Raw genomic sequence first — 24,117 nt, 5'->3', positions numbered from 1 at the left:
TGCTTCGGGCATGTGACTCGTTTGTGACGAACGCTGCGGAAACTGTGCCCAGAGGCGGGCCCGCGCCATTTGCGCCGGCCGGTAAAATCTGCATAGCGTCCCTGCGATGAGCGAAGTTCTGGTCCTCACCGAGCCGGTCGACACCATCTCGGTCGAAACGCTTCGCGAGAGCGCCAAGCGCGCCTCGACCCTGCTCAAGCAACTGGCAAACGAGCAGCGCCTGCTGATCCTGTGCAAGCTGCTGGAAGGCGAGTGCGCGGTAACGCCGCTGGCCGAAGCCGCCGGGCTGGCGCAGTCGGCAACCTCGCAGCATCTGGCAAGAATGCGGGAAGCCGGCCTCCTGGCGACCAGGCGTGACGCGCAGACGATCTTCTACCGGATAGACGACCCCGATACCCTGCGCCTTCTTGCCACCCTGTGCGAAATCTTCGCGCCCGCCATGCTGCGCGAGCGGAAGGCATGATCCGGCCGGACACGCTCGCTCGGTCGCTCCGCCTGCCGGTGATCGGCGCCCCCCTGTTCATCATCTCCGTGCCGGAACTGGTGATCGCGCAGTGCAAGGCGGGGATCGTGGGTTCGTTTCCCGCCCTCAACGCCCGCCCCGCGAGCCAGCTCGACGAATGGCTGGCCGAGATAACCGAGGCGCTGGCGAGCTGGGACCGCCACAATCCGGAACGACCCGCCGCCCCCTTTGCGGTCAATCAGATCGTCCACCGGTCCAACGACCGGCTCGAAGCCGACCTAACGGTTTGCGCCAAGTACAAGGTTCCGCTGGTCATCACCTCGCTCGGCGCGCGCGAGGACCTGAACCAGGCGGTCCACGGCTGGGGCGGCATCACGCTGCACGACGTGATCAACCAGCGCTTCGCGCACAAGGCGATCGAAAAGGGGGCCGATGGCCTGATCCTCGTCGCGGCCGGGGCCGGAGGGCACGCCGGTGCGCAATCGCCCTTCGCGCTCGTCCAGGAGACGCGTGCATGGTTCGACGGGCCGGTCGCCTTGTCGGGCTCGATCGCCACCGGCAGCTCGATCCTGGCTGCGCAGGCGATGGGTGCCGACTTCGCCTATATCGGCTCGCCGTTCATCGCTACCGAGGAGGCGCGGGCGAGCGAGGCGTACAAGCGGTGCGTGGTGGATTCCGCGGCGGATCAGATCGTCTATTCCAATCTGTTCACCGGGGTGCACGGCAATTACCTCAAGCCCTCGATCGAGGCGGCGGGGATGGACCCCGACAACCTGCCGCAGGGCGACCTGTCGACGATGGACTTCGCAGGCGCGGGTACGAAGGCCTGGAAAGACATCTGGGGTTGCGGCCAGGGCATCGGGCCGATCGACGCGGTCATGCCGGCGGCCGACTACATAGCGCGGCTGGAGACAGAATATACCGCAGCGCTCGCCGCGCTTGAGAGCAAGATCCCAGCGAGCCTTCGTCAATGAGCGATATCGGCTCCATCATGCGGACGGCGCCCGTCATCCCGGTGCTGGTCATCGAGGATGCGACCGATGCGGTTCCGCTGGCCGAGGCGCTGGTGGCCGGGGGGCTGCGGGTCCTGGAAGTCACCCTGCGCACTCCCGCCGCGATCGACGCCATCCGGGCGATGAAACAGGTTCCCGGCGCGATCGTCGGGGCCGGGACGGTGCTCAACCCGGCACAGCTTGAAACCGCGATTTCCGCCGGGAGCGAGTTCATCGTTTCTCCGGGACTGACCGAGCAGCTTGGCAGGACGGCCGTTTCGCGCGGCGTGCCCTTCCTCCCCGGAACGGCCAACGCGGGCGACATCATGCGCGGATTGGATCTGGGGCTGTCGCACTTTAAGTTCTTCCCTGCGACCGCATCCGGAGGACTGCCGGCGCTCAAGGCGCTCGCGGCGGTATTCGGCGACGTTCGCTTCTGTCCCACCGGGGGCATCACAGAGGCGACGGCACCTGAGTGGCTGGCGCTCGACCAAGTCCTCTGCGTCGGCGGCTCGTGGCTTGCGCCGCGCGGAAAGCTCGATTTCGCGGAGGTCGAGGCCACCGCTCGCCGGGCGGCTACGCTGGCCTAGGGGGCGTCGGGCTGCACATCGGGATGGGCGGCGGCGACAGCCGGTTCGGCCCGGGCGTTGCCCACCACGCGCATCAATTCCGGCCAAGGGCTGCAGTCGACGTTGAAGCGCTCGGCCGAATAGACCTGCGGGACGAGGTGGCAATCGACCGTGGTCAGCGTGTCGCCGAAAGCGAACCGTCCGCCGTGGCGATCGATCATCACCTCCAGCGCATCGAAACCGGCGCGGATCCAGGTCTGCGACCAGGCGTCGATCCCGGCGGCGTCCTGCCCGTATTCGTGCTGCAGGTATTTGCGCACGCGAAGGTTGTTGAGCGGATGGATGTCGCACGCCACCGCCATCGCCATCGAGCGGGCGACGGCGCGATCGGCCCGGTTCGGCGGCAGAAGCGGCGGATCGGGATACCGCTCGTCCAGCCATTCGATGATGGCGGACGACTGGGTCAGCACCCCGTCATCGCATTCGAGGGCCGGCACCAGACCTTGCGGGTTGAGGGCAAGGAACCGGTCCGATTTTTGCCCGCCGCTCCTGAGATCGACCGGCTCCTGGCGATAGGGGACACCCTTGACGTTGAGCGCGATCCGCGTGCGATAGCTGGTGCCCGATCCGTAAAATCCGTGGAGGACGAGGTCGCTCACCCTGCGACCCGCCCGCGGCACTCGCCGAAACCGATCGTCCTAAACCCGTCGCGCACCGCTTGTGCGGTCATGACGATCTCGTCGCCATCCTCCAGGAAAGTGCGGCTTTCGCCGTTCGGCAGCTTGAGCGGGCTTTTGCCGCCTTCGGACAACTCGAGCAGACTTCCGAAGGTATCCGGGCTCTCGCTCGACAGGGTTCCAGTGCCGAGCAGATCGCCGGGCTGGAGATTGCAGCCGTTGGCGGTGTGGTGCGCGACGAGTTGTGCTGCGGTCCAGTACATGGCGCTCATCGGCCCCCGGGTCAGCCGGTGTGGCGGGATGCCGGCCTGGCGCATGGCTGCCGTCTGGATCGCCACATCCATCTCGATGGCGAACGCACCTGTCGCCTGATCAGCCTCGTCGTAAAGGTAGGGCAGGGGAGCGGGGTCGCCATCCGGGCGCCGCGCCTGGGGGATCCGGTAGGGCGCAAGGGCTGCGCTGGTGACCACCCACGGCGACACGGTGGAGAAGAAGTTCTTGGCGAGGAACGGGCCGAGCGGCTGGTATTCCCAGGCCTGCAGATCGCGCGCCGACCAGTCGTTCAGAATGCCGAGCCCGGCGATATGATCGGCCGCCTCGGCGATCTCGACCGTGCTGCCGAGTTCGTTGGAGCCGCTGGCCCAGATCGCCATTTCCATCTCGTAATCGAGCCGTTGGCTGGGACCGTAGACAGGGGCGTCGGCATCGGGCGCCTTGCGCTGGCCGCTCGGCCGCCGGAACGTCTCGCCGCTCGGCCGGATGGAACTGGCCCGGCCATGGTAGCCGATCGGCACGTACTTGTAGTTGGGCAGCAGCGGGTTGTCGGGCCGGAACTGTTTGCCGACGTTCTCGGCGTGATGGATGCCGGTGTAAAAGTCGGTGTAGTCGCCGATGGCGAACGGCAGATGCAGTTTGCACTCACCGACGGGAATGAGGTGGGGCGCCACCTCGTTTTCGCTCGTGCCATCGGTCAGCAGGTCGAAGACGGCGATGCGCAGGGCGTCCGCCGCCGCGTTGCCGCCGGCAAACAGCGCGTTGAGCGTGCTCCCCCCCGCAAGCATCGCCGCTTCCCTTGCGATAAAGGTGAAGTGTTCGGCGATCGGCGCCAGGTCCAGCACGTAGCGGCCGATGGCCATGCCGCCGCGCGGGAGCCCGTCGCCGGTGGAGAATATGCCCAGCGGCAGGTTTTGCACGGGAAACCACGGGTGGTCGTCGGCACCCTCCACCCAGGAAGAGGCAGCAGCGTCGTGGGTATGGTCGAGATCGATCACTTGGGGAGTTCAGCCTTTTCGAAACCGTGCCAGCATTCGTCGTAATCCGCCTGCAACCCGGGAAGTTCCATCGCCGCGCGGGTCGGCCGGATGACCCAGCGGCTTTCGAACATGAAAGCGAGGGTCTCGTCGAGCTTCACCGGTTCGAGCTTCGCTTCCATCGCGCGGCGGGTGCTTGCCGCGTCGGGGCCGTGGCCGTTCATCTGGTTGTGCAGGCTGGCGCCGCCGGGTGCGAAACCGCCGCCTTCCTTGGCGTCGTAGACGCCCCGGATCAGGCCCATGAACTCGCTCATGACGTTGCGGTGGAACCACGGCGGGCGGAACGTGTCCTCGCCCACCATCCAGCGCGGCGGGAAGATGACGAAGTCACAATTGGCGGTGCCGTGGGTCTCCCCGGGCGAGGTCAGGACGGTGAAAATCGACGGATCGGGATGGTCGAAACTCACCGTGCCGATGGTGTTGAACCGCTCCAGATCGTAGCGATAGGGCACCGAGTTGCCGTGCCAGGCTACCACGTCGAAGGGTGAATGATCTACCACCGTGCGCCAGAGGTTTCCCTGGAATTTCTGGATGATCTCGTGCTCTTCTTCGACGTCTTCGAACCACGCCACCGGAGTCTCGAAGTCGCGCGGATTGGCCAGCCCGTTCGACCCGATCGGCCCGAGGTCGGGCAACTGGAACGGCGCGCCGTAATTCTCGCAGACGTAGCCGCGGCTCGGCCCGTCAAGAGCGACTGAAAACCGCAGGCCGCGGGGGATCACCGCGATGTGCCCGGGGGGCACAGCCATTCGGCCCATTTCAGTGGTGATCATCAGGGTGCCCTGCTGCGGGACAATCAGCAACTCGCCGTCACTAACCTGCAGCACGCGTCGGTCCATCGAACGCCCCGCTGCGTACAGGTAGATCGCCAGACCGGACCCGATGCCGACGTCGCCATTGCCTGCGAAAGCGGCCATCCCCTCGAGCCAATCCATCCGCTCGTCGATCGGCAGGGGGTCCCAGCGCAAGCGGTTGGGGCTCACAGGTTCGGCGAAGGCGAGACGCTCGTCCCATCCCAGAAGCGAAAAAGGCGCGTGATCGGCCAATGGACGCATCCGGTAGAGCCAAGTCCTCCGGTTGGCCGCGCGCGGGGCCGTGAAGGCGGTGGTGGAGAATTGCTCGGCATAAAGCCCGAAAGCGGGGCGCTGCGGACTGTTGCGGCCGACCGGGAGCGCGCCTTCGACGGCCTCGCTGGCGAAATGATTGCCGAACCCGGTCATATAGTTTTTCATGAAACTATCTCCTGCATGCCGGATAAGCCGGGCGCGGCACCAAATCAACCGTTGCGGGCGGCATCCGCTCCCGGCACACCGCGCGGATGGATGGGAGTTTGTCTGCCGATCATCTGGCGCTGGCGCGGGCGGCCGAGGGCGGCGCGGCACTGTGCACCATCGTGGGGATCGACGGGAGCTTCTCTCGCCGGGTCGGGACGCAGCTTGCGGTCGGGGCCGACGGATCGCGGGTCGGCGACATGGCCGACAAGTGCCTCGATGCCGAATTGGCGCTGCAAGCCGTTGACGCGATGAAGGAAAATGCGCCCCGCCTGCTGCGCTACGGGCAGGGTTCGCCGTTCGTCGACTTTCGCCTGCCGTGCGGCGCGGGGCTCGACATCTGGATCGATCCGGCCCCCGATGCGGCCACGTTGAGGGCCTGCCTCGATTGCCTCGAAAGGCGCGAGGAGGCGGTCCTGCCGGTCGGACTGCCGGCGAACCAAGCGCCAGAGTTTTTGCCCGACAGGCACTTCATCCCGGTTCCGCGCCTGGTTCTGCTCGGCGCCGGGGCGGAGTGTTCCGCGCTCGTCGCATTGTGCGAGGCGCAGGGCGTCGCCGTCGAATGGCGCGAGGCGGGCGACGGCCTGGAACTGGGTAGGGCGCCGGAAGGCATCGCGGTCGATCCCTGGACGGCCGTGTTGCTGCTGTTCCACGATCACGAGTGGGAGCACGCGCTGCTCGAGTGGGCGCTGATGACCCCGGCCTTCCTGATCGGCGCGCAGGGCGGGGCGCCGGCCCGTGCGGCGCGGATCGAGCGGCTGCGCGCGGCCGGGCATGGCGAGGCCGAACTGGCGCGGATTCACAGTCCGGTCGGGCTCATTCCCCAAGCGCGCGACGCCCGCGTGCTCGCGCTCTCCGTCCTGGCGGAAGTGATTGCCGCCTATGAAGCGTTGCACCCGCACCGGTGACTGGTGGCCTGCTGATCGCGGTGCTCGCCGCTGGACGGGGCGAGCGGTTCGGCGGGGCGAAGCTCGATGCCGAATGCGCGGGAAAGCCGCTGGGTCGGTGGGCGCTCGATGCGGCGCTCGAAACCGGCAGCGAGGTCGCGCTGGTCGTCGGTGCTGCGGCGCCCGCGTTTGCCGTCGGGACTGCCACGATAACCAATCCCGAAGCGCACGAAGGGCTGGGCACCTCGGTCGCAGCGGCGGCGCGCTGGGCGATCGAACGCCGCGCCGGTGCGCTCCTGCTCACGCTGGCCGACATGCCGCTCGTCACCGCCGCCACGCTGCGGGACTTGGCGGAAGGGAGCCTGCCGGCCGCGGTGCGCTATCCGAGCGGGCGGCCGGGCGTTCCGGCGTGCTTTCCCGCGTCGATGCTGAGCGCTCTCGCGGCCTGTGTAGCGGATAGCGGTGCGGGCGCGTTGCTGGCGGCCCAATCCGGCTTGCGGCTGGTCGAAGCAACGGCGCAGGAATTGCGCGATGTCGACCGGCCCGGGGACCTGGCCGACATCGCGGCAATTCTGCAGGCGCGCGTCCGGCCTTAGGCCTTGGCCAGCGCCTTGCGGTCGATCGGCAGGCTGCGCACGCGCGTGCCGGTGGCGGCAAAGATCGCGTTGGTCAGCGCCGGGATGATCGGCGGCAGGGCCGGCTCGCCCAGGCCCGTGGGCTCGACGTCCGACTTGACCCACTCGACGTCGATCGGCGGGACCATCTGCATGCGCGGCAACGGGTAGTCGTGGAAGTTGGACTGCACGACCGCGCCGTCCTTGATCTCAACCGCCAGTTGCAGCGCCTGGCCGATGCCGTCGATGATCGACCCGCGCACCTGGTTGAGCGCGCCGAAGGGGTTGATGATGTGCCGCCCGACATCGCCCGCCACCCACACATGGTGCGGGGTTACCTGGCCGCTGTCGGACACGGAGATCTCAATCACTTCGGCGAAATAGCCCAGGTGGCTGTAGTAGAAGCCGAAGCCCTTGCCGCGCCGTTCGCCGACGGGGGCGCTGAAGTTGGACATCTCCACCGCCTTACGCACGACGCCCGCGACCCGCGCCGGATCGAACCCCGGCTGCGGACCGAAGGGACCGCCGCGCGAATCCGGCTCCTTGCGCTGGCCTTCGGCCAGTTCGAGGATGAGGCTCGGCAGGTCGCGGCCCTGCGCCATGGCGATCTCGTCGAGGAAGCCCTGGTAGACGAAGCTCAGCGCGTTGGAGCGCGGGGCCCGCAACGGCCCGGTCGGCACGCGCGTCTCGATCGTCGACTGGCCCAGCCGCACGTTGGGCACGTACCTGGCGGGGAATTCGTCGGGCGTCATCGAGGCTTCCATCGGCACCTTGCCTTCGGAATTGGCGAAGGTGACGAAGTGATTGTCGAGCGCGGTCAGCTTGCCGTTGGCATCCAGCGCCGCCTTCATGCGGTGCCAGCCTGCCGGCCGGTAGAAGTCGCTGCGCGTGTCGTCCTCGCGGCTCCAGATCAGCTGGATCGGCACGCCGGGCTTCTTCGCCGCGATAGCTGCCGCCTGGTACATGAAGTCGTTCGTCAGCCGGCGACCGAAGCCGCCACCCATGCGGGTGATGTGGACCTTGACCTTGTCGGGCGCGATGCCCGCAGCCTTGGCCGAACCGGCGGCGCCCGGCGTGGGGTTCTGAGTGGGGGCCCACATTTCCAGCGTGCCGTCCTTGAACAGCGCGGTGCAGTTCTGTGGTTCCATCGGGGCGTGCGCGAGGAACGGGTAGGCATAGTCCGCCTCGAGCGTCTTGGCAGCGCCCGCGAAGGCCCCGCCAACGTCGCCTTCGTTCTTGAGCGAGGTCGCGGCCTCGCCGGCGAGCAGTTCCTTCGCCTTCGCGTCGTAGCCCGCGGTCGAATGGCTGGCCCACTTGCCGGTGTCCCACTGGGCGTTGAGGCTGGCACGGGCCTGGTTGGCGAGCCACCAGTTGCTGGCAATGATCGCCACGCCGTCGACCACGCCGTCGGCCAGGTTGTCGGCCTTGACGATGAAGGCATCCTCGATGCCCGGCATCGCCTTCACCGCGGCGAGATCGGCCGAGACGAGCGTTGCACCGAACACCGGGGCGCGTTCGAAGGCGGCGTATTTCAGGCCCGGAAGCTGGGTGTCGAGGCCGAAGATCGGCTCGCCGCGCACCACCTTGGGGCTGTCGATCCCGCCGATCGCGCGGCCGATGATCGTGAAGTCCGCGTCCTTCTTGAGCTGAACCCGCTCGGGTGCTGGGGCCGGGATGGCGGCGGCGATGTCAGCCACTTCGCCATAGGTCACCTTGCGGCCGCTGACCGGATCGGTGATCACGCCCTTGCTGGTGGTGAGCGAGGACGGCGCGACCTTGAGCTTCACGCCGGCCGCTTCGACCAGCATCGCGCGTGCCGCCGCGCCGACCTGGCGCATCGGCATCCAGTTCATCGGGGTGGCGAAGCTGCCGCCGGCGAATTGCGGACCGAACTTGGGGTCGAGGTCGCCCTGGACGATCTCGATCGCATCCCAGTCGGCATCGAGCTCCTCGGCGATCAGCATGGGCAGCATCGTCTTGATGCCCTGGCCGCATTCCGGGTTCTTGCCGACGATGGTGATCTTGTTGTCGGGCGTGATGGAGATGAAGGCGTTGATCGGCGTCACCGCGCCGCCGGTCGCCGCGCGGGCGATGCCGGGGATCGTGGCCGAAAGGAACAGCCCGCCGCCGGCGAGCGCGCCGGACTTGAGCAGGGTGCGGCGCGAGAGATTGGTCTTTGCGGCCAGATCAGACATCGGCCGTCTCCACGTTCTTGGCCGCAATCTGGATGGCGGACCGGATCCGGTGGTAGCAGGCGCAGCGGCAGATGTTGCCCTGCATCGCGCGGTCCACGTCCTCCTCGCTCGGATCGGAATTCTTGGCGAGCAACGCGCTGGCGCTCATCAGCTGGCCGGCCTGGCAGTAGCCGCACTGCATCACGTCCTCGCTCAGCCAGGCATCCTGCAGCGCCTTGCCCAGCGGGGATTGTTCGAGCTGTTCGATGGTGGTCACCTGCTTGCCGGCGAGCGAGCCCACCGGGGTCGCGCACGAGCGGGTGGCGACACCGTCCACGTGGACGGTGCAGGCTCCGCAGGCCCCGATCCCGCAGCCGAACTTGGTGCCGACCATGCCCAGTTCCTGGCGCAGCGCCCAGAGCAGCGGCATGTCGTCGGGAACGGCGAGATCGCGCGCTTCGCCGTTGATGGTCACCTTGGCCATGAAAAATTCCCCAGTCCGTCCAATTGGCAATTTGACTCAGTCTACTACGATTCGCCCCCGGGGCCAAGGGCGCCACCCAGCGCCGGCTGGGCCGAGACGGGGTTCTGGTCCGCCCCTATCTCCAGCAGGATGTCCGCGCGGTCCGGCATCTCGGCAAGCTGCCATCGCGTCAGCCGTTCGTAATGCATCACGAACCGGTCGAGCGCGGCCTCGTCCATCACTGCTGGCCCCGCGCCCAGCCTGGCTTCCTGGCGCGCGCGGTTGGCCTTCACGGCGGAGAAATCGGCCACCTTCAGCATGACAAGCAGATCGATCCGGTCGAACAGTTCGGCGTAATCGGTGGCGAGGCGCCGGTTGACCTCGCGGCGCCAGGTCCCGTCCGGGTCCTCCTCGCGCTCGAGCACGTTGATCGGCTGGCGCAGCATGGCCGCCGGTTGCGGCGCGGCGCCCACGCACCAGCCTTCGAACAGCACCACATCGACCCTGCCATCGATCTGGCGAAGCTCAGGGGCGCGGTCGTCGCTCGCCTTGTCGAAGCGGGGGAGGGCGGCGGGTCGCCCGGCCAGCAGGTCGTCGAGCAGCGTCATGCCGAGGGCGACGTCGTGCGTGCCGGGCACGCCGCGGGTGCGGAACAGGGGGTGGTGGTCGCGGGCCAGCACCTCGCGCTCGGCACGGGTCAGGTAGAGATCGTCGAGCGACAGGGTTACCGCGGCCAGGCCTTGCGCGGCGAGCAACGGCTCGAGGAAGCGGCAGGCGGTGGATTTGCCCGACCCCTGCGCGCCGTTGATGCCGACGATGCGGGCCCCGCTGGCTGCGATGGTCTTCGTAAGGGGCTGCCAGTACTCTTCGGCCACCGCGCGGTAGCTTGCGGGCAGACGCTCTGCCGCGATCAGGGCGTCGATCACACCACCCGGTCCGGCAGGTCGCGGCCTTCGGCCCAGGCGACGACGTTGGCCATCGCCTTTTCGCCCATCGCGGTGCGCGTTTCCTGCGTCGCGCTGCCCAGGTGCGGCAGCAGCACGACGTTCTCCAGCCCGAGCAGCTCGGGCGGCACCTGCGGTTCGGCCGGGTAGACGTCGAGACCGGCGCCGGCGAGATGGCCGCTGGCCAGCGCCTCGGCCAGCGCGGAGTGATCGACGATCCCTCCGCGCGCGGTGTTGATCAGGTAGCTGCCGGGCCGCATCGCGGCGATGGCGGCCGCGTCGATCAGGTTCGCGGTCTGCGCGCCGCCGGGGATGTGCAGCGAGACGAAGTGGCAACTCGCCAGCAGGTCGTGCAGATCGGTGAACCAGGCGGCGCCGAGTTCCTCCACCACCGCAGGATCGGCCGGGCGGCGGGCGTAGTAGGCGATGTCCATGCCGAAGCCGTGATGGGCGCGGCGCGCGGTGGCGATGCCGATGCGGCCGAAGCCGACGACGCCGAGGCGCTTGCCCTTGAGCGAGGACCCGACGAGATGCGTCGGCCGCCAGCCGCTCCATCGGCCGGCGCGCAGCTCGCGCTCGCCTTCGCCGGCCCGGCGCGCGGCCATCAGCAGCAGGGTCAGCGCGATGTCGGCGGTCGCGTCGGTCAGCACGCCGGGGGTATTGGTCACCGCAATGCCGGCCTCTTCGGCGGCGGCGACGGCGATGTGGTCGAAGCCGACACCGTAATTCGCCAGCAGCTTCGCGCGCGAGGCCCAGGCGATGACATCGGCGTCGATTCTGTCGGAAACCGTCGGGCAAACGACGTCGAAATTCGACATGGCGCGGGCGAGATCGGCCTGGCTGAGCGGGCGGTCGCCGTCGTTCAGGACCGTCTCGAAGCGGGCCTGCATTGCCCGTTCGACCGCTTCCGGCCAGCGGCGGGTGAGGAGGACGCGCGGGCCGGACACGTCAGGCGGTCTTCGTGATCTTTTGCGTTTCGCCCTGCGTGCTCGCCGGGCCGGTGTTGCGCTTGAAGATGCCGCCTCCGGTAGGGTCGGGCTTCATGAACAGCGGCGGGTCCTGCTCGCGCTGCTGCAGGCCGTAGAGGTCCTGCAGGCCCTCGTGATAACCCAGTCCGCCGAACAGGCCGCGGACCCGCTCGATCCAGTCGCGCAGCGGGTCGTCCTCCGCCAGCGCCGGGATGCGGCAGACCGAGGCGGTGAACAGGATGCCGCCGATGATCCGGTAGTCGGCGTAGTTCGGGCTGCTGCCGCCAAGCCAGTCGTGCTCGCGCAGCGCCATGCGCAGCGGCTCGAGCGCGGCGGAGATGCCGGGCAGGCGGTCCTCGCGGCCGGACTGCATGTCCTCCAGCGTCTTGCCGAGCATGATCTCGCGGCTCTTGGTGACGTAGTCGTGGTCCTGCGGCAGCGACAGGTCGCGGTAGTCGGCGCAGAAGCAACGCATCCACGGCCCCACCGCCGTGGGCCAAAACCATGCGTCGAGCGCCTTGGTCAGCGCCGCGGTGCTCTCGTGCGGGATAAGCATCGGCCGGTCGGGGTACTTGGCGTCGAGGTATTCGACGATGCCCCAGCTATCGAGCACCCAGTCCCCGTCGTCGACGATCGCGGGAACGCGTTCGGTCTTGCCGCCGGTGCGTTCCATGATGCCGGTGAAACCGCCGGGCACGATGTCCATGTCGAACCCCTTGTGTGCCACTGCAAATTTCGTCGCCCAGACGAACGGGCTGATCGTGCAGCCGCTGGCGAGTTGCAGGTCGTAGAAGGTGATCGTGTCGTTCTCGGCCATGCCGTCCTCGTCCCGTTGATTTTGTCCGGACGGTATGGCGCGGGCGGGTAAAAGGGAAGGCCCTATTCCCCTGCCAGTTTCGCTTCCTCCAGCTTGACCAGCCGCCACAGCGTCTCGAGCAGCGGCACCGCCACGCCCTTGGCCCGCGCGGCCTCGACGAGTGCTCCGTTGATCGCATCTACCTCGGTCCGGCGGCCGGCCTTCACGTCCTGCAGCATCGAGGCTTCGTGGTCGGCATGGTCGGTGACCGAAACGCCGGTCAGGTCATGGATCGCCTGCGCACCGACCATGACGCCGTTGGCATGCGCGGCGGCGACGCCTTCCTCGACCGCCTGGCGGATCATCGCCCGGCTCTCCTCGTGCGAGCCGAGGAAGCCCGGCGTGCGGCGGGTCAGCGCGCATAGCGGGTTCATCGCCGCGTTGAAGATCGCCTTCGACCAGACCGCCTCGTGGATTGCCGGGTCGGCCATGGCGGAAAGTCCGCCGCGGGTGAGCAGGGCCGCGACTTCCTCGGCAAAGCCACCGTCGGCCCCGAACGCTGGGTAGAGCCTGGTCCCGCCCTCGCCATGGCTGCGAACGCGGCCTGGCCCGACGAGATCCGAGGGCAGCGAGCTGACGCCGACCAGGACGCGCGCCTCGTCGGCATGCGCGGTCAGCCGGCGGTCGTTGCCGAGCCCGTTCTGCAGGCTGAGCAGGCGGGTGCCGGGCCCGATGGCCCGGGCGATGCCCGCCAGCGCGGCGTCGGTGACGAAAGTCTTGGTGAAGACGAGGACGAGGTCCTGCGGCCCGTCCAGCTCATCCGGCAGGCAGGCGGGGATGGGCAGCATCTCGGTGCCGCTGCGCCGTTCCAGCTCCAGCCCGCGCTGCTGCAGGGCCGCGAGGTGCTCGGCGTTGGTGTCGACCAGCGTCACCTCGGCCCCGCCGCGGTGCAGTGCCGCGCCATAGAGGCAGCCCATCGCCCCCGCGCCCAGAACCGCGACCTTCATGCCTCGCTCTCCTCGATCATTCGCGCGCCCAGCACCATCAGCAAGCGCACGTCGATCATCGCCCCCGCCGCGCGGCGCCGGGCGATGAAATCCTCGAGCGCAGCCAGCGCCACCCGGTGCACCACGATGCCTTCTCCGGCGACCCCGCCGCCATCGCCGACCCGGGTCAGCCCGCTGGCCCGCAGCAGGGTGAACGTCTCGCTGACCATGCCGGGGGACGAAGCGTACTCGCCCAGATCCTCCCAGCGTGCGGCGGCAAAGCCGGTTTCTTCCAGCAGTTCGCGTTCGGCCGCGGCGAAGACGTCTTCGTCCTCGCCGCCGTCATCGTCGCCGATCAGCCCGGCGGGCAGTTCGATGCAGAACCGGCCGAGCGGGACGCGGTACTGCTCGACCAGCACGATCTCACCCGCCTCGACCGCCAGGATGACCGCCGCCCGGATCCCGCGCGCTCGCCCAACATACTCCCACCGGCCCCGCCGCCGGACGGCGATGAAGCGGCCCTGCCACATGGTTTCTTCGGGTTTGTCGGAATCGGGCGGAAGCGGCGCATCGGTCACGCCGCAGCGTCTAGAGTTCGATCAGCCGGTCTGGCAACTCGTTCACGTCGTCCTCGTGGCGCGGGAAGTGCTCCGCGAGGACCGTGCCGACCTTTTCGACCGCTGCGATCATGCCATCGGAAACCCGGCCATCCTTGATGTGCACCAGCATCGCAGCCATTGCCTCACCCCAGATTTCCGCCGGCACTTTCGAGGTTATCGCTTCGTCGGCGACGATCTCCGCGCGGTGTTCCTTCATCGAAAGGTAGATGAGGATGCCGGTGCGGCCGTGCGTACGCCGCTCCGCACCGACCTTGAAAAGATCGATCGCACGCGAGAGCGCCCGGGCCGTCTTGATCGAAGCTGGCACCAGGGCAAATTTGAGCGGCTGCCACAGTTGCACGAGCCAAACGGCAAGAAACTTCGTGATCGCGAGCGCCGTCGCGATCCCCAAGAGTTCGCGATCGGACCACTCATGGGTCCAGCCACCGACGAACCAATCCACCTTGCTGAGGACGAATTGCGGAAAGACCGCGAACACAGCCAGCGCCGTGAAAGCAGCCAAGGCCGACCACCCGAAGGCAACGTCCGAATAGCCATCGGACCGATCCGCCACGACAGTGACGATCTCGCCTGCAGTGTGCGCTTCGGCGGCTGCGACCGCGTCGCTCACCCGCCGGTGCTCCTCGGTTGTCAGATGGGCCCCCAACTACCAGCTCCCGCTCGCGCCGCCGCCCCCGGACATTCCGCCGCCGAAACCTCCGAAACCGCCACCGCCACCACCACCGCCGCCGAAGCCGCCGAAGCTACCCCCGGAGTCGCGTCCGCCGTTCATCGCCGCATTGACGGCCGTCCATAGGAGCACTTCGCCAACCGCACCCGCCACTCCGCTTCCACGGTAACGGCGGCCGCGAACTCGGCCGAGCATTGGCAGGACGAAGAAGAAAAACAGGATAGCGGGCCAAACCAGCACACCGATCGGAAAGCCGCCGGTGCCTTCTTGCGCCTCGGCGGCCTCGGCCGCTTCCGCGATCGCTGCCGCTTCCTCGGGGCTCTTGGCAAGGTGGGCGGTAATCGCGTCGATCCCGGCAACGATCCCACCGTCGTAATCGTTTTGCTTGAAGCGCGGCGTGATGTCGTCGCGAATGACCCGGCCGGCCATGATCCCGCCAAAATACGGATGGAGTCCGTAGCCGACTTCGATGCGAATTTTGCGATCGTCGCGTGCGATCAGCAGCAATAATCCCTGGTCGCGCCCCGCACCGCCAATGCCCCAATCGGCATAGAGGCCAGTCGCATATTGCTCCAGGCTGGCGCCATCCAGGCTAGGGACGGTAGCGATAATCAGGGCACGGCCCGTCTCACGATTGTAGTCACGCAGACGGGCATCGAGCTGCGCCTCGGTGCCGGCCGAGATGATGTTGGCGCCGTCGTAGATCGGCCCGGCCGGACGGGGCGGAAAATCCTGTGCCTGCGCCTGCGCCGCGACAGCGAGCCACAACAGGCCGACCAGCGCGAGCAGGCGACGCAGGACAAATCGGGCGCCGTTCACCGAAGCGTTCCGGACGACCCCGCTCAGTTCGCAGCCGCGGCCGGGACACTGTCCTCGGCGTTGTCGTTCGTGGCCGCGGGGGCTGCGGCCGGCGTGCCCCCGATGTTCTCGAGGTCGACATCGGGATTGGCGCGCGACGCTTCGTCGGCTTCGAAATACTGCAACGGATCGGCGCCGTAGATAACGTTCGCTGCGATCGTCGCGGGGAAGGTGCGGATCTCGGTGTTATAATCGCGCGCCGCGTCGTTGTACCTCACGCGTTCGGTGTTGATCAGGTTGTTCGCCTCGTCGAGCGCGACCATCAGGTCGGCAAAGCGCGGTTGGCTCTGCAATTCGGGATACGCTTCCTGCAGGCGCTGAAGGGTCACCGTCAGGCGCGATTGGGCTTCAGCAAGGCGCGCCATTGCGTCGGGATCGCTAAGCTGTTCGGGACCGACGGTGATCCGCGTCGCATCGGCGCGCGCCTGGGTCACTTCCGTCAAAATCTGCCGTTCGGACGCCGCAGCGCCGCGCACGACCGAAACGAGGTTCGGAATCAGGTCCGCACGCCGTTGAAGCGCGGTTTCGACATTGCCCCACTGAGCCTTGGCGGCCTCTTCCTTCGTGGGCACCGAATTGATGCCGCAGGCCGACAGGGCAAGAGCTCCCAAGGCAACGAATGCGCCGCGTGCGATGCGGGTGAAAGTCAAACCGTTCATTCGCTCAGCTCCTCCTCGAGCAAGTGTATTGTTTAGATAGCACACGCCCGGCGGCGTTCAAGGCGTTCATATCGAACTCGCGGGACTTGTCGCCTCGATTCGCCGGTGGCAGGCTTTCGGCAGGTTCGCATTACGGAGGGACCAGGCCATGTGGTCGGAATTCAAGGCTTTCATCAACAAGGGCAACGTGCTCGACCTTGCCGTCGCGGTGATTATCGGCGCGGCGTTCGGCAAGATCGTCACCTCGCTGACCGACGACCTGATCATGCCGGTCATCGGGGCAATCTTCGGCGGGATGGATTTTTCCGATAAGTTTTTCGTCCTGTCGGGCGAAGTCGCGCCGGGCACGTCCCTAGAGGCGGCGCGTGCCGCCGGGGCCAACGTGCTGGCCTGGGGCAGCTTCGTGTCGGTCGTCATCAACTTCTTCATCCTGGCCTTCGTGATCTTCCAGCTGGTCAAGGCGGCCAACCGCGCGATGCCCAAGAAGGAAGAGGGCCCCGCCGGCCCGAGCGAGACCGAGCTGCTAGCGGAAATCCGCGACGAGCTGCGGAAACGCCCCTGACGCACGCGCGTCATCGCAGTCACTTCACATTAAGCCGGCATCGCCTATATGGGTCGGTGCCGGCTTCGGTCGGAGATGGCGATGAATTGCAGTGTGCAATAGGCACAGCGGACCCGGGGGCAGTACCCGGCGGCTCCACCATAAAATCCTGCTTCGGCAGGGTTTCCTGACGGGGCCGAACCAGGATCGACGTGTGTTGAAAGGCATTGTTTTCGCCCGGGCTGAGTAACCCGCATAAGGCTCAAAAACCCACAAGTGCCAACGATAACGAAGCACTTGCTCTCGCGGCGTAATCTGAAGGCCTAACGGCCTGATCTTACAATGTTAGAGCACGGTTCGGACCGAACCGGGTAACAGAATCGGAAACCGGGGGCCCGGGGGAGCCTAGCAACAGAATCCCCCACCCATTTCCATTCGCCAGGTTATGCCGCGCGCTTTTCGCGCTGCTGGTCGTTGGCCGCGACGGGTGCGGGCAGGGCGCCGGGTCGGGCTGCGGCCTCGTGCCTCAGGCAGTCGAGGATCTTGCCTCCGGCCATGAACACAGCGCCGGTGCAGGCGAAGAACAGCAGCCAACCGCCGACGCCGGGATAGACTTCGAGATAGTGCGCGCCACGGGTCGTGGCACCCAGCGCCAGGGCATAGATGATCAGGAACGCTTCCCAGCGCGTTTTGATCGTGAACAGTCGGCCCAGGTTGCGCAGCATGAACTCTCTTTGCCTTCCTTAACGCGACTCGGAGCAAGCTGCGTGCCAGCCCCGGAATTCCGCCGGTTACGACGGTTAAGCGCGCGAAGCTTGTAAAGGCTCCCGACAGTCCCGATTCAGGCCAGTTCGGGCAAGTCCAGTTCGGCGAGCAGGGCTGCGCGTGCGGTGACGACCGACCGCTCCAGCCCTTCGTCCCCGAGGCTGGAAGGGTCGATTTCCTCGGGCCAGTGCGCGGCCACGATCGTTTCGATGCGATCGGCTTTCGGCTCATCGAGCAGGAAGCGCGGGTCCACGTTCGCAGGGTCGGCCACCACACGCAGTCGCAGGCAGGCCGGGCCGCCGCCGTTGGCCATCGACTGCCGCACGTCGACCGGGGCGATCCTGCGGACCGGACCGTTGCCAGCGACCAGCGACTCGCACCAGCGCCACACCGCGCGGTTCTCGCGGCATTCCTCGGGCACCACGAGCGCCATTTCGCCATTGGGCAGGGTGATCAACTGGCCGTTGAACAGATAGGAGGAGATGGCCTCTTCTAACGGAATGGCGGTTACCGGTACCTCGATGATCTCGACAGCGGGAAACGCGGCGCGAATGGCGGCGTAGGTCATTTCCGGGCGGGCAAAGGCCTGCTCGTGGCATAGCAGCACGCGCTCGTTGGCGACGGCCACCACATCGTTGTGGAACGCCCCGGCGGCGATCGCCTCGGGGCTTTGCTCGATGTGCAGGACCTTCGCCGGGTCCAGGCCGTGGCGGCGGGCGACGATGCGGCCGGCCTGTTCGTGCTGGCGCGCAGGGAACGGCCCGCCGCCGCGCCCGTGGACGAAAATTTCGACCCCCGCTTCGCCGTGTGTGCCGGCCAGGCGCATGTGGTTGGCCGCGCCCTCGTCGCCGAAGGTGGATGGCACCGGCCCGTGGACCGCGAAATGCCGCGAATCCGCGAAGATCAGCCTGAGCTGGGCAAGCGTGTCGGGCCACTCGTGGCTGCGATGGGGCATGGTCACCAGGTTGGCGACGGTCAGGTGGCAGCGCCCGTCGGCGGTATCCGGAGCGGGGCTGACGGTCGCGGCATTGGCGGTCCACATTGCGCTGGCCGACCAGGCTCCCGCGACCAGCGCCGCGTCGGTCCCGTCGGCCGCCGTGTCCTTTAGCCAGCGCCGGCTGGGGCGGGGCAGCGGCACGAAGAACCCCTGCGGCAAGCCGAGCGCCATGTTCGCGCGCATCTTTGCCAGCCCCTGCAGGGCGGCGGCCAGCGGGTGCGACACCTCGCCGGCATGAGCGGTCGCGGCAAGGTTGCCCAGGCTGAGGCCGGCGAAGTTGTGGCTCGGGCCCACGATCCCGTCGAAGTTGATCTCGACGAGGCTCACCGCGCGACGCTCCACACCTCGCCACCGTGATCCGCGCCGAGTGCCCGCGCCGCCGCCTCGTCGATCACGATGCCGCCTTCGGGCGCCAGGTCGCGCCGGCCGTAGCAGCAGCGGAAGGTCGCGAGCTTGCCTGTCGCCAGGATCGCCCGCTCGCCGATGTCGAGCTGCGTGCCGCTGACCTGCGCAGGGCGCGCCTCGCGGATCGAGCGGACCTTCCCGGTGCGCGCGGTCATCGTCGGGCCCCCGTCGAAGATGTCGACGTACCCCTCGTGGCTGAAGCCTTCGTTCTCCAGCATCTTCATCGCCGCCCGACCGGTCGGGTGAGGCAACCCGATGACCTTCTTCGCCTCGTCGCTCAGCATTGCGACGTAGACCGGGTGCTTGGGCATCAGGTCGGCGATGAACTGGTTGCCGTTGATGGCGTTGAAATAGTCGGCATCCTGGAAGGTCATGCCGAAGAAGCGCCCCGCCACCCCGTCCCAGAAAGGCGATCCGCCGCGCTCGTCGATGATCCCGCGCAGTTCGGCCAGCACGCGCTCGGCAAAGCGCAGGCGGTGCATGGCGATGAACAGGTAGCGGCTGCGCGCCAGCAGCATGCCCTTGCCGCCCGACCGCTCGGCCGGGTGGAGGAACAGGCCCCCGACTTCGCTCGATCCTTCGAGGTCGGTCACCAGGCTCAGCAGTTCGGCGCGGACTGTGCGGTCGAGCTCGCGCGAGTGCTGCGACAGGGTGTTGAGGCGATAGGAGTAGAACGGCCAGCGCTGACCGACCTGGCTCATGATCTGGCAGGATCCGCGCACTTCGCCGGTGGCGGTATTCTCCAGCATGAAGACGAACAGCTCGTCGGCCAGATCGTCCTCGTCGCGGGCGAAGGACTGGGCCGACCGCTCCAGCTTGGCGCCCAGCGCGTCGCGGTCGGGCGGCAGATTGGTGAACCCGCCGCCGGTGCTCTTGGCCATTTCGTACAGCGCTTCGAGGTCGTCCTCGTGCGCCGCGCGGATCACGAACGTCACAGGCTGTCCCCCGTCGCCAGGCGGTGCAGCAGGACCGCCGAGAGCGCCGCCCGCTCCGACAGCGAGCTGGCGATCATGTACTCGCCGGGCGAATGGATGCTGCCTCCGCGCACGCCCATCGTATCGACCACCGGCACGCCGCAGGCCGCGATGTTGTTGCCGTCGCAGACCCCGCCCGAGCTCTGCCAGCCGACCGGCCGGCCCAGCGCCTCGGACGTGTCGGCGACCAGATCGAACAGCGCCTGGGCGCGCGCATCGACCGGCTTGGGCGGGCGGGTAATGCCGCCGTGGCGACGAATTTCGACATCGTGCGAGGCGATGATTTCATCACAAAGTGCGCCCAGGTCGCGCGCAAACCGTTCCGCTGCTGCCGTCGTCCGGGGGCGGATGTTGAAGCGCAGCACGGCATTGTCGGGCACCACGTTGTTGGCCGATCCGCCGTCGATCCGCGCCGGGTTCACCGAAAGATCTGCGTGATCCATCGCCTTGAGCGCCACGGCCAGCGCGGCGGCGGCGACGAGCGCGTTGCGGCCGTCCTGCGGATTGCGGCCGGCGTGGGCGGAGCGGCCAGTCACCGCGAGCGAGTAGTTGCCGCTGCCGCCGCGCGCGTGGGCCAGCGTCCCGTCGGGCAGGGCCGATGGCTCGTAGGTCAGGGCCGCGTACTTGCCTTGCGCCAGCGCGGCGATCAGCGGGGCGGAGGACAGCGAGCCGGTTTCCTCGTCCGAATTGACCATCACGTCGTAGCCGATCCGCGCGGCGGCTTGCGTTCGCTCGAACGCGGCCAGCGCGTGGAGGATCGTCGCGATTCCCCCCTTCATGTCCGCTGAACCGGGCGCGTTGAACGTGTCGGCATCGAGCCACCTCCCCTGCTGGAAGGGATGATCGGCTGGGTAGACCGTGTCCATGTGCCCGGTCAGCAGCAGGCGCCGCTCGGCCCCCGGGCGCACCCGCACGACCAGATGGCGGCCGTGCTTCAGTTCGGTCTCGCGGCCTTGCGCGTCCATGGCGGTGACGGGGGCGGGGTCGAGCAGTTCGACATCGCCAGGCAAGGCGGCGAAAGCGTCGGCCAGCGTGGCGGCCTGCGTGGCCAGCCCGGCGAGGTTCGTGGTGCCGGTGTTGGTCGCGCTCCAGCGTTCGACCTGGGACAGCATGGCGGCCTGGTCCACCTCGTCGGCGAGCGCGCGTTCGGTGGGTGAAAGCTGTTTCATCTGCAACCACCGTAGCGAGCCCGGCGGCGGCGGCCAACCCCGGCGGTCAGGACAATGCGCGGGCGATTGCGACGAATTCGGCCACCGACAGCGTTTCCGCCCGCCGCGCCGTGTCGATGCCGAGCGAATCGAGCGCCTGGATCGCCCCGTCCAGCCCCTTCATCGACTGCCGGAGCATCTTGCGCCGCTGGCCGAATGCCGCTTCGGTCACCCGCTCCAGCATCGCGGCTGCGACGCCCGCCGGCATGGTATCCGGCGTCACGTGGACGATTGCGCTCATCACCTTGGGCGGCGGGGTGAAGGCGCTGCGGTGGACCTTCATCGCCAGCCGCGCGGCGCTGCGCCACTGGGCGAGCACCGCCAGGCGCCCGTAGGCGTCCGAGCCGGGCAGCGCGACGATGCGCTGGGCGACCTCCTGCTGGAACATCAGCGTCAGCGAAGTCCAGACGGGCGGCCAAGCCTGCCCGCCGAGCCAGCGGACGAACAGCGCGGTGCCCACGTTGTACGGCAGGTTGGAGAGGACCGCGAAGGGCTCGCCCATCAGCTCGGCATGGTCGAGCTTGAGCGCATCGCCCTCGATCACCCGCAAACGGCCGGGGAAGGCCTCGGCCAGTTCTGCCAGCGCGGGCAGGCAGCGGCGATCCATCTCGATCGCGGTCACCCGCGCGCCGGCCCTGAGCAAGGCGCGGGTCAGGCCGCCGGGTCCCGGCCCGACCTCCAGAACCGCCCGATCTTCGAGCGAGCCGGGAATCGCGGCGATGCGGGCGAGCAACTGTTCGTCGAACAGGAAGTTCTGCCCCAGCGCCTTGGAGGCCGACAGGCCGTGCCGCGAGATCACTTCGCGCAGGGGAGGGAGGGGCGGCGAGGTCATCCGGGCGGGTTAACCGGCGGCGGCCCGCCGCGCGGCGATTTCGCCCGCCATGCGGATCGCCGCGATCGTCGCGCCGGCATCGGCAATGCCCCGTCCGGCGATGTCGAACGCGGTTCCGTGATCGGGTGAGGTACGGACGATCGGCAGGCCGAGCGTGACGTTCACGCCCTGGTCGAAGTCGAGCGCCTTCAGCGGCACGAGCGCCTGGTCGTGATACATCGCGATGGCAACGTCGTAGTTCGCGCGGGCGCGCGGGGCGAACAGGGTGTCGGCGGGATGCGGCCCGGTGGCGTCGATCCCTTCCGCGCGCAGGGCGGCGATCGCCGGGGCGATGATCTCGTTCTCCTCCCGGCCCATGCGCCCGTTCTCGCCGGCGTGGGGGTTGAGTGCGGCGATGGCGATGCGCGGCGCGTCGATCCCATAGTCATTGCGCACGGCGGCATGGACGATCCGCGCACGGCGCACGATCAGTTCGGTAGACAAGCGCGCGGGCACTTCGGACAAAGCGCAGTGAACGGTCAGCGGCACGGCCTTCAGGCTCGGCCCGGCAAGCAGCATGACCGCATCTTCCGCCGCCACGCCGCTGGCGGCCGCGACGAATTCGGTCTGCCCGGGGTGGGCGAAGCCGACCTCTGCCAGCAGGCTCTTGGCGATCGGCCCGGTGACGACGGCCCCGGCGGCACCGCTCACGGCCCAATGCGTGGCCGCATCGAGCGAACCGAGCGCGAACCGCGCGCCCGCCCTGTCCGGCGCGCCCGGGCGATAGGCGCAGTCTTCGTCACCCAGCACGGGCAACGCTGTGGCGAAGCACGCGGCCGCCTCCTGGGGGGTGCCGATCCGCGCAGGATCGACCGCAAGGCCGCGCCTGCGCGCGGCATCGCGCAGCAGCCCGGCTCCGCCGCACACGAAGAACGGCGGCAGCCCTTCCGCCTCGCGGCGGGCCCATGCCTCGCAGATCAGTTCGGGGCCGACGCCCGCCGGATCGCCGAGCGATACGGCCAGCGGCAGGGCGTCAGTTATACTCGACCACCGCATCGCGCCGCAGGTCGCGCAGATAACGCTGGGCGCGCTTGCCGACCCGGTCGTCTTCCAGCTGGGCCATCAGCTCGTCGTAGCCTGGCCCGCTGGCGTCCGGCGGATCGTCGCGGCCGCACAGCATCAGAACCCGCACCTCTTCCTTGAGGTCGCCGAACGGCGGTGTCGCTTCGCCGACGTTGAGTCCCAGGACGAGCTGCTGGAGCGCTTCGGGAAGCGTCCGGGCGGTCAGTTCGTCGTTGGTCACCACGCTCGCTCCGATTGCAGCGCCGGCTGCGTCGGCCTCGCCACACCCGCGGATGTTCTGGATCGCCTGCGCGAAGGTGCTGGCGCGCTGGCGCGCCGCTTCTTCGGACAGCGAAGCGTCCATCGGGAAGGAAATCTGCTTCAGGCTGAGCACCGCGTCGCGCGGATCGGCGACGCCGACCTGGCGCTTGTCGAGCAGGTACAGGATCGAGAAGCCGCCAGGGATCTCGATCGGTCCGACCAGCTGGCCAGCGGCAAGGTCGCGGGCCGCGGCCTCCAGAGTGGGATTCTGCAGCTGCTCGAGCTTGATCCAACCCAGTTCGCCGCCCACCGCCGCGGTGGAGGCTTCCGAAAACTGCCGTGCGTAGGCGATGAAGCTTCCGCCCTGGCGCAGCTGTTCGACGATGCGCATGGCGTTCTGCGCCACCTGCTCGTGCGTGGCCGGGGTCGAGGACAGGTAGATTTCCGCAAGCCGATACTCAGGCTGTCCGCGTGAGGACTGGATGCGGCCGAGCAGTTCGTTCACCTCGTCAGCCGAGACGTTCACGAACGGCTGGACGTTGCGCTGGAGCAGGCGGTTCCACGCCAGCTCGCCTTCGATCTGCCGCTTGAGCGAGGACGGCGACGAACCGAGCGAGCGCAGGTGCGCGTCGAGCGCCTCGGGCGTGCGGTTGTACCGCTGTTGGGCGAAGCGTTGGTAATACTGCTCCACCTCTTCCTTGGTCACGCCCATGTCCTGGGCCGAGGCTTCCTGGATCTGCAGGGTCTCATCGATCAGGTTGCGCAGGATGCGCAGCCGCAGGCGCTGCAGTTCCTCGGGCGAGATCGTCTGCCCCTCGGCCGCCGCGATGACGAGCGCGAGGCGCTGCTCGATATCGGTGCCGGTGATGATCTGCCCGTTGATCTTCGCGGTGGCGCGGCGCGCGTTGGGGTCCATCGCGTCGAGCACCTGGACGTCCTCGGGAATGTCGAACGCGGTGCCTTCGCCGTCCGCGGCGGGAGGCGCGGCGTCCTGCGCCGGGGCGGCCTGGACCGCGAGCAACGTCAGCGCGAGCGCGCTGCCGGCAGTAACACAAAGTCGCCTGACCGATCGATTCACTTGGTTATCCTCGCAACGGCGCAGGGGCGCGCCGGTCCACTGTTTCGGGGGCCGATTGGGCGAAATCGGCTGAACCGTAGCTGAGCAGCGCTGC

26 protein-coding genes and 1 other RNA gene are annotated in these 24,117 nt (G+C 68.1%); 7 read left to right on the top strand and 20 right to left on the bottom strand.

Annotated features, from left to right (window positions below):
• Window positions 1-106: 106 nt before the first annotated feature.
• The 3 genes from ACWPMZ_RS10485 to eda are packed head-to-tail and all read left to right on the top strand — an operon-like array spanning window position 107 to window position 2,045.
• Window positions 107-463, top strand: a complete 357-nt coding sequence (locus ACWPMZ_RS10485; protein WP_455703952.1) for an ArsR/SmtB family transcription factor — start codon at window positions 107-109, stop codon at window positions 461-463.
• Window positions 460-1,437: an NAD(P)H-dependent flavin oxidoreductase gene (locus tag ACWPMZ_RS10480; protein ID WP_455703951.1), complete on the top strand. Its 978-nt coding sequence runs from the start codon at window positions 460-462 to the stop codon at window positions 1,435-1,437. Before ACWPMZ_RS10485 ends, ACWPMZ_RS10480 begins: the two co-directional genes overlap by 4 nt.
• Window positions 1,434-2,045 (top strand): bifunctional 4-hydroxy-2-oxoglutarate aldolase/2-dehydro-3-deoxy-phosphogluconate aldolase, encoded by a 612-nt coding sequence (gene eda, locus ACWPMZ_RS10475; protein ID WP_455703950.1) that lies wholly within the window; start codon window positions 1,434-1,436, stop codon window positions 2,043-2,045. Before ACWPMZ_RS10480 ends, eda begins: the two co-directional genes overlap by 4 nt.
• On the opposite strand, the gene maiA is transcribed toward eda, so the two are convergent.
• From maiA to hmgA, 3 genes are read right to left on the bottom strand one after another with little or no spacing between them, the layout of a single operon-like run.
• A complete protein-coding gene (maiA, locus tag ACWPMZ_RS10470) occupies window positions 2,042-2,683 on the bottom strand; it encodes a maleylacetoacetate isomerase (protein WP_455703949.1) in 642 nt (213 codons plus the stop codon). The genes eda and maiA overlap by 4 nt on opposite strands.
• Window positions 2,680-3,972, bottom strand: a complete 1,293-nt coding sequence (gene fahA, locus ACWPMZ_RS10465) for a fumarylacetoacetase (protein WP_455703948.1) — start codon at window positions 3,970-3,972, stop codon at window positions 2,680-2,682. Before fahA ends, maiA begins: the two co-directional genes overlap by 4 nt.
• A complete protein-coding gene (gene hmgA / locus ACWPMZ_RS10460; RefSeq protein WP_455703947.1) occupies window positions 3,969-5,243 on the bottom strand; it encodes a homogentisate 1,2-dioxygenase in 1,275 nt (424 codons plus the stop codon). The genes fahA and hmgA overlap by 4 nt, the downstream gene beginning before the upstream one ends.
• Before the next feature lie 98 nt (window positions 5,244-5,341).
• On the opposite strand from hmgA, the gene ACWPMZ_RS10455 reads away from it, so the two are divergent.
• Both ACWPMZ_RS10455 and ACWPMZ_RS10450 read left to right on the top strand, forming a co-directional pair.
• A complete protein-coding gene (locus ACWPMZ_RS10455; RefSeq protein ID WP_455703946.1) occupies window positions 5,342-6,190 on the top strand; it encodes an XdhC family protein in 849 nt (282 codons plus the stop codon).
• Window positions 6,187-6,765, top strand: a complete 579-nt coding sequence (locus ACWPMZ_RS10450) for a nucleotidyltransferase family protein (protein ID WP_455703945.1) — start codon at window positions 6,187-6,189, stop codon at window positions 6,763-6,765. Before ACWPMZ_RS10455 ends, ACWPMZ_RS10450 begins: the two co-directional genes overlap by 4 nt.
• Here ACWPMZ_RS10450 and ACWPMZ_RS10445 read toward each other — a convergent pair.
• The 10 genes from ACWPMZ_RS10445 to ACWPMZ_RS10400 all read right to left on the bottom strand — a co-directional run bounded on the left by ACWPMZ_RS10445 (window position 6,762) and on the right by ACWPMZ_RS10400 (window position 15,921).
• Window positions 6,762-8,978 carry a molybdopterin cofactor-binding domain-containing protein gene (locus tag ACWPMZ_RS10445; protein ID WP_455703944.1) on the bottom strand — a complete coding sequence of 739 codons (2,217 nt, stop codon included), beginning with the start codon at window positions 8,976-8,978 and terminating at the stop codon, window positions 6,762-6,764. The genes ACWPMZ_RS10450 and ACWPMZ_RS10445 overlap by 4 nt on opposite strands.
• On the bottom strand, window positions 8,971-9,441 hold the full coding sequence (locus ACWPMZ_RS10440; protein WP_455703943.1) for a (2Fe-2S)-binding protein: 471 nt from the start codon (window positions 9,439-9,441) through the stop codon (window positions 8,971-8,973). The genes ACWPMZ_RS10445 and ACWPMZ_RS10440 overlap by 8 nt, the downstream gene beginning before the upstream one ends.
• Window positions 9,442-9,485: 44 nt before the next feature.
• The gene (locus tag ACWPMZ_RS10435; protein ID WP_455703942.1) at window positions 9,486-10,346 is read right to left on the bottom strand and encodes a kinase; all 861 of its coding nucleotides are present in this window, start codon (window positions 10,344-10,346) and stop codon (window positions 9,486-9,488) included.
• Entirely contained in the window at window positions 10,343-11,311 is a 969-nt protein-coding gene (locus tag ACWPMZ_RS10430; protein WP_455703941.1) for a 2-hydroxyacid dehydrogenase, read from the bottom strand. The genes ACWPMZ_RS10435 and ACWPMZ_RS10430 overlap by 4 nt, the downstream gene beginning before the upstream one ends.
• Before the next feature lies 1 nt (window position 11,312).
• On the bottom strand, window positions 11,313-12,149 hold the full coding sequence (locus ACWPMZ_RS10425) for a beta-etherase (RefSeq protein ID WP_455703940.1): 837 nt from the start codon (window positions 12,147-12,149) through the stop codon (window positions 11,313-11,315).
• 62 nt (window positions 12,150-12,211) lie between these two features.
• Entirely contained in the window at window positions 12,212-13,135 is a 924-nt protein-coding gene (locus tag ACWPMZ_RS10420) for a ketopantoate reductase family protein (protein WP_455703939.1), read from the bottom strand.
• Complete coding sequence (locus ACWPMZ_RS10415) at window positions 13,132-13,644, bottom strand: NUDIX hydrolase (protein WP_455704191.1); 513 nt, start codon at window positions 13,642-13,644, stop codon at window positions 13,132-13,134. The genes ACWPMZ_RS10420 and ACWPMZ_RS10415 overlap by 4 nt, the downstream gene beginning before the upstream one ends.
• Window positions 13,645-13,702: 58 nt before the next feature.
• A complete protein-coding gene (locus ACWPMZ_RS10410) occupies window positions 13,703-14,344 on the bottom strand; it encodes a TPM domain-containing protein (RefSeq protein WP_455703938.1) in 642 nt (213 codons plus the stop codon).
• Window positions 14,345-14,380: 36 nt separating this feature from the next.
• Window positions 14,381-15,223, bottom strand: coding sequence for a TPM domain-containing protein (locus tag ACWPMZ_RS10405; RefSeq protein WP_455703937.1), 843 nt, complete (start codon window positions 15,221-15,223; stop codon window positions 14,381-14,383).
• 23 nt (window positions 15,224-15,246) lie between these two features.
• Window positions 15,247-15,921, bottom strand: coding sequence for a LemA family protein (locus ACWPMZ_RS10400; protein WP_455703936.1), 675 nt, complete (start codon window positions 15,919-15,921; stop codon window positions 15,247-15,249).
• 148 nt (window positions 15,922-16,069) lie between these two features.
• Here ACWPMZ_RS10400 and mscL point away from each other — a divergent pair, with 148 nt between their 5' ends.
• Entirely contained in the window at window positions 16,070-16,483 is a 414-nt protein-coding gene (gene mscL / locus ACWPMZ_RS10395; RefSeq protein ID WP_455703935.1) for a large conductance mechanosensitive channel protein MscL, read from the top strand.
• 19 nt (window positions 16,484-16,502) lie between these two features.
• Window positions 16,503-16,851, top strand: a transfer-messenger RNA (tmRNA) gene (gene ssrA, locus ACWPMZ_RS10390).
• A gap of 54 nt (window positions 16,852-16,905) precedes the next feature.
• Here ssrA and ACWPMZ_RS10385 read toward each other — a convergent pair.
• The 7 genes from ACWPMZ_RS10385 to ACWPMZ_RS10355 all read right to left on the bottom strand — a co-directional run bounded on the left by ACWPMZ_RS10385 (window position 16,906) and on the right by ACWPMZ_RS10355 (window position 24,023).
• Window positions 16,906-17,187 (bottom strand): hypothetical protein, encoded by a 282-nt coding sequence (locus ACWPMZ_RS10385; RefSeq protein ID WP_455703934.1) that lies wholly within the window; start codon window positions 17,185-17,187, stop codon window positions 16,906-16,908.
• Between the two features lie 116 nt (window positions 17,188-17,303).
• Window positions 17,304-18,551, bottom strand: a complete 1,248-nt coding sequence (locus ACWPMZ_RS10380) for an N-succinylarginine dihydrolase (protein WP_455703933.1) — start codon at window positions 18,549-18,551, stop codon at window positions 17,304-17,306.
• A complete protein-coding gene (locus ACWPMZ_RS10375; protein ID WP_455703932.1) occupies window positions 18,548-19,564 on the bottom strand; it encodes an arginine N-succinyltransferase in 1,017 nt (338 codons plus the stop codon). Before ACWPMZ_RS10375 ends, ACWPMZ_RS10380 begins: the two co-directional genes overlap by 4 nt.
• A complete protein-coding gene (locus tag ACWPMZ_RS10370) occupies window positions 19,561-20,772 on the bottom strand; it encodes a hydrolase (protein WP_455703931.1) in 1,212 nt (403 codons plus the stop codon). Before ACWPMZ_RS10370 ends, ACWPMZ_RS10375 begins: the two co-directional genes overlap by 4 nt.
• A gap of 46 nt (window positions 20,773-20,818) precedes the next feature.
• On the bottom strand, window positions 20,819-21,643 hold the full coding sequence (gene rsmA / locus ACWPMZ_RS10365; protein ID WP_455703930.1) for a 16S rRNA (adenine(1518)-N(6)/adenine(1519)-N(6))-dimethyltransferase RsmA: 825 nt from the start codon (window positions 21,641-21,643) through the stop codon (window positions 20,819-20,821).
• Window positions 21,644-21,652: 9 nt separating this feature from the next.
• The gene (gene pdxA / locus ACWPMZ_RS10360; protein WP_455703929.1) at window positions 21,653-22,678 is read right to left on the bottom strand and encodes a 4-hydroxythreonine-4-phosphate dehydrogenase PdxA; all 1,026 of its coding nucleotides are present in this window, start codon (window positions 22,676-22,678) and stop codon (window positions 21,653-21,655) included.
• Entirely contained in the window at window positions 22,656-24,023 is a 1,368-nt protein-coding gene (locus ACWPMZ_RS10355) for a peptidylprolyl isomerase (protein WP_455703928.1), read from the bottom strand. The genes pdxA and ACWPMZ_RS10355 overlap by 23 nt, the downstream gene beginning before the upstream one ends.
• Window positions 24,024-24,117 lie beyond the last annotated feature (94 nt).

It is taken from the genome of Tsuneonella sp. HG222 (genome assembly GCF_053819185.1).
The sequence above is the reverse complement of the archived record's forward strand: the minus strand, read 5'-3'. Positions and strand labels throughout refer to the sequence as shown.